18 protein-coding genes and 2 tRNA genes are annotated in these 16,367 nt (G+C 71.7%); 11 read left to right on the top strand and 9 right to left on the bottom strand.

Annotated elements, in window-relative coordinates:
• Nucleotides 1-21 precede the first annotated feature (21 nt).
• From ACYVIH_RS21750 to ACYVIH_RS21740, 3 genes are read right to left on the bottom strand one after another with little or no spacing between them, the layout of a single operon-like run.
• Nucleotides 22-1,071, bottom strand: a complete 1,050-nt coding sequence (locus tag ACYVIH_RS21750) for a UDP-N-acetylmuramate dehydrogenase (RefSeq protein WP_460871642.1) — start codon at nt 1,069-1,071, stop codon at nt 22-24.
• A complete protein-coding gene (locus ACYVIH_RS21745; protein ID WP_460871641.1) occupies nt 1,064-1,483 on the bottom strand; it encodes a MaoC/PaaZ C-terminal domain-containing protein in 420 nt (139 codons plus the stop codon). The genes ACYVIH_RS21750 and ACYVIH_RS21745 overlap by 8 nt, the downstream gene beginning before the upstream one ends.
• A complete protein-coding gene (locus ACYVIH_RS21740; RefSeq protein WP_460871640.1) occupies nt 1,480-1,890 on the bottom strand; it encodes an FAS1-like dehydratase domain-containing protein in 411 nt (136 codons plus the stop codon). Before ACYVIH_RS21740 ends, ACYVIH_RS21745 begins: the two co-directional genes overlap by 4 nt.
• A gap of 148 nt (nt 1,891-2,038) precedes the next feature.
• On the opposite strand from ACYVIH_RS21740, the gene ACYVIH_RS21735 reads away from it, so the two are divergent.
• Nucleotides 2,039-2,389 (top strand): hypothetical protein, encoded by a 351-nt coding sequence (locus tag ACYVIH_RS21735; protein ID WP_460871639.1) that lies wholly within the window; start codon nt 2,039-2,041, stop codon nt 2,387-2,389.
• A gap of 93 nt (nt 2,390-2,482) precedes the next feature.
• On the opposite strand, the gene rpmG is transcribed toward ACYVIH_RS21735, so the two are convergent.
• The 3 genes from rpmG to ACYVIH_RS21720 form a co-directional block, all read right to left on the bottom strand.
• Nucleotides 2,483-2,653 (bottom strand): 50S ribosomal protein L33, encoded by a 171-nt coding sequence (gene rpmG / locus ACYVIH_RS21730; RefSeq protein WP_221024354.1) that lies wholly within the window; start codon nt 2,651-2,653, stop codon nt 2,483-2,485.
• 84 nt (nt 2,654-2,737) lie between these two features.
• Nucleotides 2,738-2,811: transfer RNA gene (locus ACYVIH_RS21725), tRNA-Met, on the bottom strand.
• A gap of 50 nt (nt 2,812-2,861) precedes the next feature.
• Nucleotides 2,862-2,934: transfer RNA gene (locus ACYVIH_RS21720), tRNA-Thr, on the bottom strand.
• A gap of 113 nt (nt 2,935-3,047) precedes the next feature.
• Here ACYVIH_RS21720 and ACYVIH_RS21715 point away from each other — a divergent pair.
• The gene (locus ACYVIH_RS21715; RefSeq protein ID WP_460871638.1) at nt 3,048-3,836 is read left to right on the top strand and encodes a thioesterase family protein; all 789 of its coding nucleotides are present in this window, start codon (nt 3,048-3,050) and stop codon (nt 3,834-3,836) included.
• Between the two features lie 30 nt (nt 3,837-3,866).
• On the opposite strand, the gene ACYVIH_RS21710 is transcribed toward ACYVIH_RS21715, so the two are convergent.
• Together ACYVIH_RS21710 and ACYVIH_RS21705 are read right to left on the bottom strand one after the other, a co-directional pair.
• Nucleotides 3,867-4,559: a class III extradiol ring-cleavage dioxygenase family protein gene (locus tag ACYVIH_RS21710; protein WP_460871637.1), complete on the bottom strand. Its 693-nt coding sequence runs from the start codon at nt 4,557-4,559 to the stop codon at nt 3,867-3,869.
• Nucleotides 4,560-4,593: 34 nt separating this feature from the next.
• Nucleotides 4,594-5,967: an MFS transporter gene (locus ACYVIH_RS21705; RefSeq protein ID WP_460871636.1), complete on the bottom strand. Its 1,374-nt coding sequence runs from the start codon at nt 5,965-5,967 to the stop codon at nt 4,594-4,596.
• A gap of 210 nt (nt 5,968-6,177) precedes the next feature.
• Between ACYVIH_RS21705 and ACYVIH_RS21700 the strand changes: the two genes are divergently transcribed.
• The 6 genes from ACYVIH_RS21700 (at nt 6,178) to ACYVIH_RS21675 (ending at nt 13,154) form a co-directional block, all read left to right on the top strand.
• Nucleotides 6,178-7,674, top strand: a complete 1,497-nt coding sequence (locus ACYVIH_RS21700; protein WP_460871635.1) for a metallophosphoesterase family protein — start codon at nt 6,178-6,180, stop codon at nt 7,672-7,674.
• A 354-nt stretch (nt 7,675-8,028) separates the two neighbouring features.
• Nucleotides 8,029-8,958: an ABC transporter ATP-binding protein gene (locus ACYVIH_RS21695; RefSeq protein ID WP_460871634.1), complete on the top strand. Its 930-nt coding sequence runs from the start codon at nt 8,029-8,031 to the stop codon at nt 8,956-8,958.
• Nucleotide 8,959: 1 nt separating this feature from the next.
• The gene (locus ACYVIH_RS21690; protein WP_460871633.1) at nt 8,960-10,135 is read left to right on the top strand and encodes an ABC transporter permease; all 1,176 of its coding nucleotides are present in this window, start codon (nt 8,960-8,962) and stop codon (nt 10,133-10,135) included.
• A complete protein-coding gene (locus ACYVIH_RS21685; protein WP_460871632.1) occupies nt 10,132-11,298 on the top strand; it encodes an ABC transporter permease in 1,167 nt (388 codons plus the stop codon). Before ACYVIH_RS21690 ends, ACYVIH_RS21685 begins: the two co-directional genes overlap by 4 nt.
• A gap of 108 nt (nt 11,299-11,406) precedes the next feature.
• Complete coding sequence (locus tag ACYVIH_RS21680; protein ID WP_460871631.1) at nt 11,407-12,549, top strand: LLM class flavin-dependent oxidoreductase; 1,143 nt, start codon at nt 11,407-11,409, stop codon at nt 12,547-12,549.
• Nucleotides 12,546-13,154, top strand: a complete 609-nt coding sequence (locus ACYVIH_RS21675; protein WP_460871630.1) for an FMN reductase — start codon at nt 12,546-12,548, stop codon at nt 13,152-13,154. The genes ACYVIH_RS21680 and ACYVIH_RS21675 overlap by 4 nt, the downstream gene beginning before the upstream one ends.
• A gap of 10 nt (nt 13,155-13,164) precedes the next feature.
• Here ACYVIH_RS21675 and ACYVIH_RS21670 read toward each other — a convergent pair whose 3' ends face one another.
• Nucleotides 13,165-13,383 carry a DUF7218 family protein gene (locus ACYVIH_RS21670; protein ID WP_460871629.1) on the bottom strand — a complete coding sequence of 73 codons (219 nt, stop codon included), beginning with the start codon at nt 13,381-13,383 and terminating at the stop codon, nt 13,165-13,167.
• A gap of 187 nt (nt 13,384-13,570) precedes the next feature.
• On the opposite strand from ACYVIH_RS21670, the gene ACYVIH_RS21665 reads away from it, so the two are divergent.
• The 3 genes from ACYVIH_RS21665 to ACYVIH_RS21655 are packed head-to-tail and all read left to right on the top strand — an operon-like array spanning nt 13,571 to nt 16,360.
• The gene (locus ACYVIH_RS21665; RefSeq protein ID WP_460871628.1) at nt 13,571-14,392 is read left to right on the top strand and encodes a CoA transferase subunit A; all 822 of its coding nucleotides are present in this window, start codon (nt 13,571-13,573) and stop codon (nt 14,390-14,392) included.
• A complete protein-coding gene (locus tag ACYVIH_RS21660; RefSeq protein ID WP_460871627.1) occupies nt 14,389-15,189 on the top strand; it encodes a CoA-transferase subunit beta in 801 nt (266 codons plus the stop codon). Before ACYVIH_RS21665 ends, ACYVIH_RS21660 begins: the two co-directional genes overlap by 4 nt.
• Nucleotides 15,176-16,360 (top strand): thiolase family protein, encoded by a 1,185-nt coding sequence (locus tag ACYVIH_RS21655; protein ID WP_460871626.1) that lies wholly within the window; start codon nt 15,176-15,178, stop codon nt 16,358-16,360. The genes ACYVIH_RS21660 and ACYVIH_RS21655 overlap by 14 nt, the downstream gene beginning before the upstream one ends.
• The last annotated feature ends 7 nt before the right edge of the window (nt 16,361-16,367 follow it).

The following is a 16,367-nucleotide window of genomic DNA, read 5'->3' as shown; positions in this document are numbered from 1 at the left end:
GCACCGGCGGCCGCGCGGCGCTCAGAGCACGCAGCCGACCATCACCGGCTCGTTCTCGAGCCGGATCCCGAACCGCTGCTCGACACCGGCCCTGATCTCCCGTGCGAGGGCGAGCAGGTCGGCGGTGGTCGCACCGCCCCGGTTCGTCAGCGCGAGCGTGTGCTTCGTCGAGAGTCGGACCGGCCCCTCGCCGTACCCCTTGCCGAAGCCGCTGCGCTCGATCAGCCAGGCGGCGCTGGTCTTCACCCTGCCGTCGGGCTGCGGCCAGCGCGGCGCGTCCTCGGGCAGGGCATCGGCCTGCTCCGGCGCGAGCAGCGGGTTGGTGAAGAAGGAGCCCGCACTCCAGGTGTCGTGGTCCTCCGCGTCGAGCACCATGCCCTTGCCGCGGCGCAACGACAGCACGGCCTCCCGGACCTCGGTCATCGGCACGCGCCCGCCCGGGTCGACACCGAGGGCGCGGGCGAGCTCGGCGTACCTCACCGGTGCGCCGAGGTCGCCGAGCCGGAGCTGGAAGGTGACGGTGAGGACGACGTACCGGTCGGGGTCGCGCTTGAAGCGGCTCGTGCGGTAGCCGAACCCGCAGTCGGCCGCGGCGAGGGTGCGTACGACGCGCTCGTGCCTGTCCCAGCAGCGGACCGACGCGATCGTCTCGGCGACCTCCTGGCCGTAGGCGCCGACGTTCTGGATCGGGGTCGCCCCGACGCTGCCGGGGATCCCCGAGAGGGCCTCGACGCCGATCCACCCCTCGGCCACGGCCCGGGCGACGAGCGCGTCCCAGGGCTCCCCCGCGGCGACGGTCACCGTGGCGCCGCTGCAGGCGTCCTGGTCGACGGTGACGCCCCGGGTGGCCACCTTCACGACCGTGCCCGGAAATCCCTCGTCGGCGACCACGAGGTTGCTCCCGCCGGCCACCAGCAGCAGCGGCTCGCCGGCCTGGTCCGCGGCACGGACCGCTGCCACGAGGTCCTGCTCCGTGCCCGCCTCGACGAAGCGCGCGGCCGGACCACCCAGGCGCAGGGTCGTGTGGCCGGCGAGGTGCTCGGGGAGGTGCCCGGACAGGCCCTCAGCCACGCGCCAGCACCGCCTTGGGGGCGCCGAGCACCTTCACCCCGTCGCAGGTGACCTCCAGGGCGACGTGCACCCCGTCCTCGGTGAGGTTCGCGACCGTCCCGGCCACGACCAGCTCGACGCCCTCGTCGTCGTCGGGCACCACCACCGGCTTGGTGAACTTGCAGCCGAGCTCGAGGATCCGACCAGGGGCACCGGCCCAGGTGTCCAGCGCGCGGGCGGCCAGCGCCATGGTGAACATGCCGTGCGCGATCACGCCGGGGAGGCCGACCGACCGGGCCACCCGGTCCGACCAGTGGATCGGGTTGAGGTCCCCGCTCGCGCCGGCGTAGCGGACCAGGTCGGCGCGGGTGATGCGGTAGGTCTGCGTCGGCAGCGCGTCGCCGGCGCCGAGACCCTCGACGTGGCCGGTCATCCCTGCTCCTCGGCGCGGTGCACGAGCGTGGCGTAGGCGGTGCACACGGACTCGCCGTGCTCGTCGGTGATCTCACTGCGGGTGCCGATGATGTCGGCACCGCCGATCTGGCGCAGGCTGTCGACGGTCAGGGTCGCGGTGAGCCGGTCGCCGACGACGACGGGCCGCGTGTAGGTGAACCGCTGCTCGCCGTGGACCACGCGGTGCAACGCGATGCCGACCTCGGGGTCCTCCATGAGCGCGGTCATCGCACGGAAGGCAACGACGATCGGGAACGTCGCCGGAGCGGTGCGCCCGTCGTACTCCGAGCCGGCCGCGCGCGCGAACTCCGCCACCCGCTCCGCGGTGACCGGGTAGGGCTCGGTGGGCGGGAAGGTCCGCCCGGCCAGCGCGCTGTCGACTGCCATGCGCGCGACGCTAGCAGGGCTCCCGAGAGGACCTCCGGGCCCGGGGTGGGTGCCGAAAGTCCCTGGGCGGGCCGACGCTCCGGCCGCCAGGGTGGGTGTGACCCGAGACACAACCGCCGCCTCGCTCCACGAGATCAGGAGAGACGCCATGAGCACCTTGCTGCCGCACTCCGCCGGCGACCTGGCGCTGGCGCCGGTCCTGATCATGCTCGAGCGCAACCTCGACGTGCTGCGCACGTGCGACGACGTGGCCTTCGAGCTGGCACTGGAGCTCAACGACATGGAGTACCGCTACACGAGCCCGGAGGCGCGCGCGCTGCGCGTGCTGAAGGCGGTCGTGCGCAACGTCAACCTGCACGGTCTCGACGTCTCCCCCACCGGCGACCTCAGCGGGATCAGCGTGACGCACGGCGAGTACCGGGTGTCGCTGGCGCTCGGCGCCAGGCTCGCGACCTACGTGGTGCACGGCGTCGCACAGTCCGCCGGCAGCGCGGTCTGAGAAGTCACGCCAGGTAGCGACGGACAGGCACAACGCAAAGGAGCGACGCCACCTCGACGGTGGCGTCGCTCCTCGCGTGCTGTCGGGGACCGCTCAGCGGGTCTCGCGGTGCGCGGTGTGCGTGCGGCAGCGCGGGCAGAACTTCTTCATCTCCAGACGGTCCGGGTCGTTGCGCCGGTTCTTCTTGGTGATGTAGTTGCGTTCCTTGCATTCGACGCACGCCAAGGTGATCTTGGGACGGACGTCCGAGCTCTTGCTGGCCACGGCGGATGCCTCTTCTTCTTAGGTAGTACTGCCTGTCCAAGTCTGCCCGGCCGTTCAAGCCCGGACGACTGCGGTGGTGCTGAGTAGCGGGGGCGGGACTCGAACCCGCGACACCACGATTATGAGCCGTGTGCTCTAACCACCTGAGCTACCCCGCCACCGGGACGGGGCCCCCGCCCACGACCGTGGACGGGTTTCCCTTACCCAGAGCCCCTTTACGGAATCGAACCGTAGACCTTCTCCTTACCATGGAGACGCTCTGCCGACTGAGCTAAAGGGGCAAGCGACGAGAAAGAATACACAGGCCCACGCGCTATGCGAAATCGAGCCGGCGGAGGTCCCGGCAACGGTCCCCAGAGCCTCGTCCCGAGCCCGGTGAGGGCATGATCTGCGCATGGACCAGGCAGCCCCATCCTTCTACGTCCGCAGCGGCGAGAGGTTCCTCCCGCAGCCCACGACGGCCAGCCCCTGGGGGCCGGGGAGCCAGCACGGCAGCCCGCCGGCGGCCCTGCTCGCGCGGGCGGTCGAGCAGCTCGACACCGGGGCGGACCGGGTGGTGGGCAGGATCACGATGGAGCTCCTCGGGCCGGTGCCGATCCACCCGCTGCGGGTGGAGTCCGCGGTGGTGCGACCGGGCCGCAACGTCGAGCTCTGCGAGGCGACGTTGTACGACGAGCAGGCCGGCCGGGCGGTCGCCCGGGCACTGGCATGGCGGTTCCCGGCCGGGGTCGCCGGGCCGGGACCGGATCCGGTCCCGCTCGGGCACGGGCCCGACGACGGGGCGGAGTTCGAGAGCCCGCAGGTGTGGTCGCCGGGCTACATCCACGCCGTCGACTGGCGGTGCATCAAGGGCGGCATCACCGAGCCCGGCCCTGCGGTGGTGTGGATGCGGCCGAGGGTGCGGCTCGTCGCGGACGAGCAGACGACTCCGCTGCAGGCGCTGATGGCCTGCGTGGACTCGGCGTCCGGGGTGGGCTCCGAGCTAGACCCCCTCGAGTGGGGCTACCAGAACACCGAACTCACCGTGCACCTGCTCCGGGAGCCGGTCGGTGAGTGGTTCTGCGTCGACGCCGAGACCACGCTCGGCAACGGCAGCATCGGGATCGCCACGTCGACGGTGTACGACGAGCGCGGGCTCGTGGCACGCACGACGCAGGCGCTGCTCACGCTCCCCCGACGCTGACCGACCGGTCTCACCCCTGCCGGCCGTCGTTCAGGCGAGCTCCCACAGCGCGACGACGTAGTCGACGCCGAACGGGTCGTCGCGGTGGAGCACGTCGACCCGCGGAGTGTCGCCCTGCTGCAGGGCCGCCTCTCCGAGCACGCCGAGGGCGGCGCGGCCTGCGGCCATGAGCTCCTGGGCGAGCTCGGCGTCGATCCCGGCGAGCGCCTTGGCGTCGCCCTCGGCCAGCGCACAGGCGACCTCGTCGTCGAAGCCGAACGCCCGCTCGTCGAGATGACCCGGGGCCTTCTCGCCGCGCCGCGCACTGCCGTCGGCGAGGACCAGCAGCACCATCCGCTCCTCCGGCCGCGGGGAGCCGAGCGCACGCGCGGTGTCCGCGAGCTCGGCCGGCGTGGCGCTCCAGGACACGGCGTGCATCCGCACCGGCCCGTCCCAGCCGGCCTCCTCGAGCAGTCGCCGGCCGATGCCGAGGCTCTGCGGCAGCACGGCGGTGTCCGCCGCGGCCGTCGTACCGAAGCGGCGGACGCCCGGCGACAGCGACGGGTCCCAGGCCCGGGTCTCCTCAGCACCGCCCACCACGACCACGGCGTCCGGGCGGTCGCGGAGGGCTCGAGCCAGGGCGCTCGCGCAGGCGGCACGCAGGTCGGGCACCGCGTCCTCGGCGCCGCACAGCTCACGCAGCAGCAGCGGAGGGTGCGGGCAGACCACGGCGGCGACGATCACGCAGCGAGGCTACCCGCGGCCCCCGGGTGCCCGGTCAGACCCCGCTCGGCTCCAGCGGCTTGACCTCGGTGTCGATCCCGGGGACGCCCGTGCCGCGGATCGAGGCCCGTGCGGTCTCCGGGACGAACAGCAGCGCCACCGCGCCGACCGCGGAGGCGGCCATCATGTAGAACGCGGGGACCAGGTCGCTGCCAGTGACCGAGATCAGCTTCTCGTTGACGGCAGGGGCCGTGCCGCCGAACACGGCGGTGGAGATGTTGTAGGCGATCGCGAAGCCGGCGAAGCGCACGTGGGTGGGGAACATCGCCGGGAAGGTCGCCGAGATCGTGCTCAGCTGGAGCACGTAGAGCAGCCCCAGCACGGCGAACCCGATCAGCGCCGGGACGAAGCCCTGCGCCATCAGCAGGTACATCGGCACCGCCATCACGAACAGTCCGCCGAGCGAGGCCCACCACATCGGCTTGCGGCCCAGCCGGTCCGACAGCTTCCCCGAGAACGGGATCACCGCCATCATCGCCAGCTGACCGATGATGATCAGGGTCAGCGACGCCGTCGAGCTCATGTCGATCTTCTGCTCGAGGTAGGTCGGCATGTAGGCCAGCAGCGTGTAGTTCGTGACGTTCAACGCGATCACCAGGCCACCCAGGGCGAGCAGTGGCCGCTTGTAGTCGGTCCACAGGTCGCGGAACGTCGAGGAGCTCGTCTGCTCGGTCTCGTCGGACTCGGCGAGCTCGTTGAACACCGGGGTGTCCTCGATCTTGGTCCTCAGGTAGAGCCCGACCAGGCCGAGCGGACCACCCAGCAGGAACGGGATCCGCCAGCCCCAGTCGTTCATCGCGTCCTTGCCCACGACGAGCTCGGTGCCGAGCACGACGAGCGCACCGAGGGTGAAGCCGGCCAGCGTGCCGAACTCCAGGAAGCTGCCGAAGAACCCGCGCTTGCGGTCCGGGGAGTACTCCGCCATGAACGTCGCGGCGCCGCCGTACTCACCTCCGGTCGAGAAGCCCTGGACCATCCGCAGCACGATCAGCAGGATCGGCGCCCAGATCCCGATCGTGTCGTAGCCGGGGAGCAGCCCGACCAGGAACGTCGCCGAGGCCATCATGATGATCGTCGCGGCGAGCACCCTGCTGCGACCGATCCGGTCACCGAGGGGGCCGAGCACGATCCCGCCGAGCGGGCGCACCAGGAACGACACCGCGAAGACCAGCAGGGTGTACAGCGCCGAGGTGCTCTCGTTGTCGGAGGGGAAGAACACGTGCTGGATGTACACCGCGGCGTAGGCGTACACGCCGTAGTCGAACCACTCGGTGGCGTTGCCCATGGCCGAGGCGCCGATGGCGCGCCTGAGGACACCCGCTCGTTCGGCCTTCGTCGTCGGTGGTTGGGCGGCTGACGTCTCGCTCATGGTGCACTCCTTGTCGATAGGACCGCCTGTGGCCTTACCCCCGTGACCGGCCAGGAAACGCGCTCGGCGCCGATCGTGACCGGGCGCACGCGCCTCGGGGGGCCCGGATCGCAGCAGGGTCGAAGGTCCGGATCTGCCTGGTTCCTCTGACACGGCACCCGATCCCGGGTTACAACTTCGGGGACTCATCACCGGATCGCTTGGCTCACCATGTCCCCCTCTCGGAACCTGTCCCCCTCGCTGCGGCGTGCCTCGGCTGCCGTCCTCCTCGGTCTGCTCGGCGGCTGGCTCGGCCTCATGCTCGGCGGCACCGTGCACCACGAGGTGGGCCCGTTGACGACGACGATGCGCGTCCTGCCGGCATGGGGAGGCGGCACGACCGTCGCCATCCCGCCGCTCGGCGAGCTCGTCCTCGACACCCACGGCGGCCCGCTCGGCATCCAGGCGCGGCTCGTCGGCGTCGACGTCGACGAGGCACGGGCGATCATGGACGACCCCGAGCTGCTGTCGGGCCTGCGCGCCGGCGCCGAGGAGGACCTGCGCTGGGAGCTGCTCATGGCCGCCGGCCGCTCCCTGCTCGCGGCGGTGGTCGGCGGCGCCGTGCTGAGCCTGCTGGCGATCCGGCGGGTGCGCACGACACTGCTTGCCGGGCTCACCGCTGGTACTGCGATGGTGGCGGCCGCCTCGCTCGCGTTCACCACGTGGAACCCGGCCGGGCTCGCGGAGCCGCGCTACACCGGGCTGCTCACCAGCGCGCCCAGCGTGATCGGCGACGCCGACCGGATCGTCAGCGAGTTCTCGATGTACGGCGACCAGCTGGCCCGTCTCGTCGAGAACGTGACCGGTCTCTACGCGGTGACCTCGCAGCTGCCCATCCTGCCCGCCGACCAGGACGTGGTGCGCGTCCTGCACGTCTCCGACCTGCATCTTGCTCCGCACGCCTGGGACCTGATCCGCACCGTCACCGACAAGTACGACGTGGACGTGATCGTCGACTCCGGAGACATCACCGACCACGGCACCAAGCCGGAGAACCGGTACCTGCAGGAGATCCGCCACCTGCGGGCGCCGTACGTCTGGGTCCGCGGCAACCACGACTCGATGGCCACCGAGCGCGCGATGCGCCGGCTGCCGAACGTCGTGGTGCTCGACGGCTCCGCGCGCCGGGTCAAGGGTCTGACCTTCGCCGGCACCGGCGACCCGACCTTCACCCCGGACAAGTCCACCGGCCTCGACGAGGAGGCACTGAGCGAGCGCGTCGCCGGCGCCGCCGACGACCTGGCGGTCACGGTCGAGGCCGCCGGCGGGGTGGACGTCGCGGTGTTCCACGACCCCGGGCCGATCCGCGTCCTCGACGGGCTGGCGTCAGTGACCCTGTCGGGGCACTACCACAACCGGAAGGTGCGCCGCGGTGACGCCGGGACGTGGCTGATGAACCAGGGCTCGACCGGCGGCTCCGGCCTGCGCGCGCTCGAGCCGGGCGAGCCGGCCCGGATCGAGCTGTCGGTGCTCTACCTCGACCGGGACAGCGGCGAGCTGCTCGCCTACGACGACATCAGTCTCGGCGGGCTCGGCCTCGCCTCCGCCCAGATCGACCGGCAGGTCGTCGTACCCGCCGCCTCGAGCACCGAGATGGTCGCGCCGGCGCCTGCCGGCCCGGACAGTGCACCGGACGGTCGCCCGGCGGACGGTCCGGTCTCCCCCTGACCGGTCGCGGAGCCGGCGTGCCTCAGCACTGTCACCACCGCTCGTCTGAGCGGTGGTGACCGCCGAATCGCCCCGGGAGCCGTCACGACGGTTCATCTGAACGGTTGTGACGGCCGAGTCACCGCGGATGCGGTCACAACAGGTCAGCTGAACGACTCTGACGGGCGCGGAGAGCCTGCGCAGCCCGCCCCCGCGAGCGGACGTGGCTGCACGGCCGGGCCATGCCGCTCGGGACGATCGACCCGGTCGGGTCGGGTGCGTCGCCCCTGGCCGGCACCCGGCGGATCGGGGTGGGATCGAGGCATGGTCACCACATTTGCGGAACCGGTCGGCTCGATGACCGATACTGGCGTCATGCTCCGGTGCACCGACCTGCGCAAGGCCTACGGCACCCTCCAGGCAGTCGACGGGGTCTCCTTCGAGATCCGGCCCGGCGAGACCTACGGCCTGCTCGGCCCCAACGGCGCGGGCAAGACGACGGCGATCTCGATCATCGCCGGGGTGCTCGAGTCCGACAGTGGTGAGGTGACCATCGACGGGCTGCCGATGGGACCGAGTGCGCTGGAGGCGAAGGGCCTGATCGGCTACGTGCCCCAGGAGGTGGCGCTGTACCCGGACCTGAGCGCGCGGGAGAACCTCCGGTTCTTCGCCTCGCTGTACAAGCTCCCCCGGCACGAGGCGCGGGCGCGCGTGGACGAGGTGCTCGACGTCGTCGGGCTGACCGACCGGGCCGGTGACCAGGTGAAGAAGTACTCCGGCGGCATGAAGCGCCGGCTCAACATCGCCGTCGGGCTGCTGCACGCCCCCCGGCTGCTGATCCTCGACGAGCCCACGGTCGGCGTGGACCCCCAGAGCCGCAACGCGATCCTCGACAGCATCGAGGCGCTGAGCTCGGAGGGGATGGCGGTGCTGTACACCACGCACTACATGGAGGAGGCGGAACGGCTCTGTGACCGGGTCGGGATCGTCGACCTCGGCCGGTTGATCAGCGAGGGCACCCCTCGGCAGCTGACCGCCGAGCTCGGCGAGGCCGAGCACATCACGCTCACCATCGACGGTGAGATCACGAGGGCCGTCGCGGCGGTCGACGCGCTGGCCGTGGCGGCGCGGACCACCGGCGAGCAGGGCGTGCTCGACGTGCTGGTCACCGACGCCGAGGTGGCGCTCCCCCAGGTGATGGCGGCCGCGCTCGACGCCGGAGCATCGATCCGGTCCGTGTCCGTCGAGGAGCCCGACCTGGAGGCGGTCTTCCTGCACCTGACCGGCAAGCGGCTGCGTGACTGAGATGCCCACGAGTCTCCTGATCGCCTGGAAGGACATCCGCGAGCGGCTCCGCGACCGCTCCCTGATCATGCTGGCGATCGTCGTGCCCCTGGGGCTGGCGGCGATCTTCTCGACCATCTTCGGCTCGGCGGACACCCCGACGACCTTCGCCTACGGCCTCGCCGACGCCGACCGCAGCACGATCAGCCGGAGCTTCGAGCAGGTGATGACCGGCCTGGAGGACAACGAGATCGCGACCGTAGAGACGATGGACGAGGACGAGGCGCGTGCGGCGGTGCGCGACGGTGACCTCGACGCCGCGTTCATCCTGCCCGCGGGCTTCGGCGAGGCCGTGCAGAGCGACGCGCCGGCCCGGCTCGACGTGGTCGGCAGCGTCGATGCCGCGACAGCCACCGACGTCGCACGGTCCATCGCATCGTCGTACGTCGACGGGCTCAACGCCGTGCGGGTGGCGGTCGCCGCCGTGGCACACCAGGGCGGCGGAGCCGTCTCGCCGGCCGAGCTCGACCAGGTGGCGCAGCAGACCGTGGCCGCAGCGGTGCCGGTGACCCTGGAGGACACGTCGGCGGCTGCACACGTGCTGGACACCAAGACCCACCTGGCCGCCGGCATGGCGGTCTTCTTCCTGCTGTTCACCGTGCAGTTCGGGGTGTCCTCGCTGATCGAGGAGCGGTCGGCCGGGACGCTCCCCCGGCTGCTGGCCGCGCCGATCCCGCGCCGGGCGATCCTCATGGGCAAGCTGTTCACGTCCCTGGCCCTCGGCATCGTCAGCGTCACCGTGCTCGTGGTGGCCTCCTCGATCCTGCTCGGCGCGACGTGGGGCGACCCGGTCGGCGTCGGGCTGCTGATCGTCGCCGGGGTGCTCGCGGCCACCGGCATCACGTCCGTGGTCGCCTCCCTGGCCAAGACCGCGGAGCAGGCCGGCAACTGGCAGGCCGTGGTCGCCGTGACCCTCGGCCTGCTCGGTGGGTCGTTCTTCCCGATCGCCCAGTCCGGCTCGTTCATGGCCACCGCCAGCCTGATCACGCCGCATGCGTGGTTCATGCGCGGCCTCAGCCAGCTCGCCGGCGGTGGCGCCGCGGTCGACGCCCTCCCTGCCGTCGGCGCCCTGCTGGTCATCGCCGCGCTCACCGGGGCGGTGGCGTCCCTGCGCATCGGAAGGGTGGTGGCACCATGACGCCGCTGGCGATCGCGGGCGTGAACCTCCGGCTGACCCTGCGCGACCGCACGAACGCCTTCTTCGTCGTGCTGTTCCCGATGCTGATGGTGATGGTGCTCGGGCTCGCGTTCGGTGGTGACTACACGCCGCGCGTCGGGGTCGTGACCGAGGGGTCCGGTGCACTGACCAGCGCCCTGGTGAAGGAGATCGGGTCCGGTGGCGCGGTCGACGTCCGCAGCTTCGACTCGCGTGCGGCTGTCGTGACCGCGGTCGAGAACGGTGAGCTCGAGTCGGCGGTCGTCATGCCGGCCGACTACGACGCCGCGCTGTCGGCCGGCGAGCCGGTCGCCGTCGAGTACGTCTCCCGGGCCGACCAGTACGCCCAGCAGGTGGGCATGGTCGTGCGTGGAGCGGTCGACGAGCAGGCGTCACGGCTGCGGGTCGCAGGCGTGCTGTCCGACCGGCTCGACACCGACCTCTCCGAAGGCCTGGAGCTCACGGACGCCACGGCCGCGAGGGTCACGGAGGTGACCGTCGAGACCAGCACGGCGGGTGAGGCGATGTTCCCCGCCGACCTCGGCAGGTTCGACATCGGCGCCAGCAGCCAGCTGCTGCTGTTCATCTTCCTCACCTCGATGACCAGCGCCTCCGCGCTGATCGAGACCCGCCGCCTGGGGCTGTCTCGGCGGATGCTGGCCACGCCGACCCGGGTGTCCAGCATCGTCGCGGGCGAGGCGCTCGGCCGCGTGGCCGTGGCGGTGGTGCAGGGCCTGGTCATCATGGCCGGCTCGGCACTGATCTTCGGGGTGGACTGGGGCAGCCCGCTCGGCGCGATCGCGGTGATGCTGGTGTTCGCCTTCGTCGGAGGCGCCGCGGGCATGCTGCTCGGGTCGGCCTCCAAGACGCCGCAACAGGCGATCGGCACCGGGTTGCTCGTGGGGCTGGGGTTCGCCGCGCTCGGCGGCTCGATGATGCCGTTGGAGTTCTTCTCCTCGACCATGCTGAAGGTCGCGCACCTGACGCCCCACGCATGGGCGTCGGAGGCCTTCGGCACGCTGGTGCGCCACGACGGGACGATCGTGGACGTCGCGACCGAGCTCGCGGTGCTGGCCGGTTACGCCGCCGTGCTGTTCACCGCGGGTGCGTGGCTGCTCCGGCGACGGATCCTGCGCGGCGAGTGACCGCGCCGGCGGGTGGCGGAATACGCGCCGACCTGGGATCGTTGTGCCGGACGAGTAGTTGAAGATCTAACTAACTGTCCGCGAGCCCCAAGCCGAGGAGGCACCCCGATGCAGTTCGGCATCTTCACCGTCGGTGACGTCACGACCGACCCGACCACCGGACGGACCCCGACCGAGCACGAGCGCATCAAGGCGACGGTCGAGATCGCCAAGAAGGCCGAGGAGGTCGGCCTCGACGTCTTCGCCACCGGCGAGCACCACAACCCGCCGTTCATCGCCTCCGCCCCCACGACGACGCTGGCCTTCATCGCCGCGCAGACCGAGCGGATCATCCTCTCGACCTCGACGACGCTGATCACCACCACCGACCCCGTGCTGATCGCGGAGAACTACGCCAAGCTGCAGCACCTCTCCGACGGGCGCGTGGACCTGATGATGGGCCGCGGCAACACCGGGCCGGTCTACCCGTGGTTCGGCAAGGACATCCGCGACGGCATCCCGCTCGCGATCGAGAACTACCACCTGCTCCACCGGCTCTGGCGCGAGGACGTGGTGACCTGGGAGGGCAAGTACCGCACCCCTCTGCAGGGGTTCACCTCCACGCCGCGTCCCCTCGACGGCGTACCGCCGTTCGTGTGGCACGGCTCGATCCGCAGCCCGGAGATCGCCGAGCAGGCCGCCTACTACGGCGACGGGTTCTTCGCCAACCACATCTTCTGGCCGGCCTCGCACACCGAGCGGATGGTCAACCTCTACCGGCGCCGCTTCGAGCACTACGGGCACGGCTCGGCCGACCAGGCGATCGTCGGCCTCGGCGGTCAGGTGTTCATGCGCAAGAACAGCCAGGACGCGGTCGCCGAGTTCCGGCCCTACTTCGACAACGCCCCCGTCTACGGACACGGGCCGTCGCTGGAGGACTTCATGGCACAGACGCCGCTGACCGTGGGCAGCCCGCAGCAGGTGATCGACCGGACGCTCGGGTTCCGCGAGTACGTCGGCGACTACCAGCGCCAGCTGTTCCTGATGGACCACGCCGGGTTGCCGCTGAAGACGGTGCTCGAGCAGCTCGACATCCTCGGCAGCGAGGTGGTCCCGGTGCTGCGCGAGGAGTTCGCCAAGCTGCGGCCGGCCCACGTCCCGGAGGCGCCCACCCACGCATCGCTGGTCGCCGCCGCCGGCGGCCCGCAGGACCGCACCGTCCACACCGCCGGGGACGACGTGACGGGCCGCTCCCCGGAGGTGACCCGATGAGCCGTCGGATCGCCGTGGTCACGGCCGGGCTGGGCCGGCCGTCGTCGACCCGGCTGCTCGCCGACCAGCTCGCCGCCGCGACCGACCGGGCGCTGCGCCTCCACGACGAGCAGGCCTCGGTCGAGGTGGTCGAGCTGCGCGACCTGGCACACGCGATCACCGACAACCTGCTCACCGGCTTCCCCGGCGACGAGCTCGCCGAGGCGCTGCGGACGGTCACCGAGGCGGACGCGCTGATCGCGGTGACGCCGGTGTTCAGCGCCTCCTACAGCGGGCTGTTCAAGAGCTTCTTCGACGTGCTCGAGGACGGCGCGCTCGCCGGGAAGCCGGTGCTGGTCGCTGCGACCGCAGGCACCGCGCGTCACTCGCTGGTGCTGGAGTTCGCGATGCGCCCGCTGTTCGCCCACCTCCGTGCGGTCGTCGTGCCGACCGCGGTGTTCGGGGCCAGCGAGGACTTCGGCAGCAACGCGTCGGGGTCGCTCGCCGAGCGGGTGGACCGGGCCGCGCGCGAGCTCGCCGACCTCGTGGTCGGTCGCCGGGACACACGGCAGGTCGACCCGTTCGACAACCCGACCCCGTTCGAGGAGCTGCTCCGCGGCCGCTGACGTCCGGAGATCACGAGCTCTTCTTCGCCGCGGCCTTCCCGCCCTTGCGGCCGGCCTCCTTCTTCTGCGCGGTCGTCCCGCCCTGCGAGGAGTCGCCGCCCGAGCCGCTCTTCTTGCCCCCGCGGCTGGAGGCTCCCGGGGAGTTCGCGATCTTCGCCGCGCGCTCCTTGGACATGCCCTTGTCCTTGAGGGCTTCGTACTGCTTCTCGTTCTTGATGTTCGAGGGCATCCGTGGCTCCCTTCGTGGGACATCGACACCTCCGCCGTACCCGAGCGGTCGTGCAGGCATGCTCGCGAGGGCCACGCCGGAGCCTCGAAGTGCGTTGACGGGGCCACGGTCGCGGTCTAGGGTGGTGTTCGTATTCGTAACACTCGTTCGCAAGGCGAACACCTACCGGTGAGGCGGTACGACGTCGATGGCCGAGATCACGAGCCTGCGAGAGGCGGTGTCCGGCCTCGTCAACGCCGGGGACACCGTCGCCCTGGAGGGCTTCACGCACCTGATCCCGACGCTGGCCGGGCACGAGATCATCCGACAGGGGCTCACCGACCTCACCCTGGTGCGGATGACCCCGGACCTGGTCTACGACCAGATGATCGGCATGGGAGTGGCCCGCAAGCTGGTGTTCAGCTGGGGTGGCAACCCCGGGGTCGGTTCGTTGCACCGGTTCCGCGACGCGGTGGAGAACGGCTGGCCCACGCCACTGGAGGTCGACGAGCACAGCCACGCCGGCATGGCCAACCGCTACGTCGCCGGCGCCTCGAACCTCCCGTTCGCGGTGCTCCGCGGCTACCAGGGCAGCGGGCTGCGTGCGCGCAGCGAGACGATCGGCACGGTCACCTGTCCCTTCACCGGCGAGGAGCTCGCCGCGGTCGCCGCGCTGAACCCCGACGTCACCGTGATCCACGCCCAGCGCGCCGACCGCGCGGGCAACGTGCAGCTGTGGGGGATCCTCGGCGTGCAGAAGGAGGCCGCCCTCGCCGCGAAGCGGGTGCTGGTGACGGTCGAGGAGGTCGTCGACGAGCTCGACCCCCGGCCCGGCGCGATCGTGCTGCCCAGCTGGGTGGTCACCGCCGTCGCGCACGTGCCCGGCGGCGCACACCCGTCGTACGCCACCGGCTACACGACCCGCGACAACGCCTTCTACACCGAGTGGGACGCGATCAGCCGCGACCGCGACACCTTCACCAGCTGGATGGAGCAGCACGTGCTCGACCGGGCAGGAGCCGTCCGATGACCCTCACCCAGCGCGCACAAGAGGTCACCTGGACCTCCGACGAGATGATGACCGTCGCCTCCGCCCGGGCGCTGGCCGACGCCCGGACCTGCTTCGTCGGGATCGGGCTGCCGAGCACGGCGGCCAACCTGGCCCGGCTCACCGAGAACCCCGACCTGGTGCTGATCTACGAGTCCGGCACGATCGGCGCCAAGCCGTCGGTGCTGCCGCTGTCGATCGGCGACGGCGAGCTCGCCGACACCGCCGACTCCGTGGTCCCGGTCCCCGAGATCTTCAACTACTGGCTGCAGGCCGGCCGGTGCGACGTCGGCTTCCTCGGCGCCGCCCAGGTCGACCGGTTCGCCAACATCAACACCACCGCGATCGGACGCGGGGAAGGCCTGCCCGACCTCCGCCTGCCCGGTGCCGGAGGCGCTCCCGAGATCGCCGCCCACGCGGGCAAGGTCCTGATCGTGGTCCGCCACAGCGCACGCGTCTTCGTCGAGCGCCTCGCCTTCGTCACCAGCGTCGGGTTCGGCACCGGAGCCGGCGACCGGGAGCGCCTCGGCCTGCCCGGAGCCGGGCCCACCGAGGTGATCACCGACCTGGGGATCATGAAGCCCGACGCGGAGACCCGCGAGCTCACCCTGGTCGCGACGCATCCCGGGGTCACCGTCGACCAGGTGCTCGAGGCCACCGGATGGCCGCTGCGGGTGGCGGACTCGGTCGTCACCACTCCGGCTCCGACGGACAATGAGCTGTCCGTTCTCCGCGATCTCCACGCACGCACCAAGGAGGCACACCGTGCAGGGTCATGAGGTGTTCGTCGTCGACGCGGTCCGCACCCCGGTCGGCCGGCTGGGCGGTGCCCTGGCCGGCGTACGCCCCGACGACCTCGGCGCCGTGGTGATCAAGGCGCTGCTGGACCGCAACCCCTCGCTCGACCCGGCCCGCGTCGCGGAGGTGTACTTCGGCGCCGCGAACCAGGCCGGCGAGGACAACCGCAACGTGGCGAGGATGTCCTCGCTGCTCGCCGGGCTGCCGACCAGCGTGCCGGGCTCGACGCTGAACCGGCTCTGCGCCTCCGGGCTCGACGCGGTCGTCACGGCATCCCGGGCGATCGCGGTCGGCGACGGGTCGATCTACATCGCCGGCGGCGTCGAGTCGATGACCCGCGCACCGTGGGTGCTGCCCAAGCCCGAGCGGGCGTTTCCCGCCGGCAACGCGGAGATGTACTCCACCACGCTCGGCTGGCGGATGGTGAACCCCGAGATGCCCGACGTGTGGACGGTCAGCCTCGGCGAGGGCACCGAGATGCTCGGCGAGAAGTACGGCGTGACCCGCGAGGCCGCCGACGAGTTCGCCGCCCGCAGCCAGGCGCTCGCTGCCGAGGCCTGGGCCGCAGGTGCCTACGACCGGATGGTGGTCCAGGTCCCCGGTGCCGAGCTCGCGCGGGACGAGGGCATCCGCGACGGCGTCACGCCGGAGTCCCTGGCCAGGCTCAAGCCGGTGTTCCGCAAGGACGGCACGGTCACCGCCGGCAACGCCTCCCAGCTCTCCGACGGCGCCGCCGCGCTGCTGCTCGCCGACGCGAAGGGCGTCGAGGAGCTCGGCGTGGAGCCGCTCGCCCGGATCACCGCCACCGGTGTGGACGCGGTCGAGCCGCAGTTCTTCGGCATCGGACCCGTCGAGGCGGTCCGACGCGCCCTGGCCAAGGCCGGCAAGGGTCTCGGTGACGTCAGCGTGATGGAGCTCAACGAGGCGTTCGCCGCCCAGTCGCTGGCGTGCCTGTCTGAGTGGGGCGACCTCGACCCGGAGCGGGTCAACCCGCTCGGCGGGGCGATCGCCATCGGCCACCCCCTCGGCTGCTCCGGCGCCCGGCTCGCCGGCGCCGTCGCGCACCAGCTCGCCGCGGCCGGCTCGGGGGTGGGTGTGGCCGCGCTGTGCATCGGCGTCGGCCAGGGTCTCGCGGTCACGATGGAGCGCTGAGCCCGGC

Source organism: Nocardioides pakistanensis (genome assembly GCF_054781215.1).
This window is presented reverse-complemented; position numbering and strand designations above follow the sequence as displayed.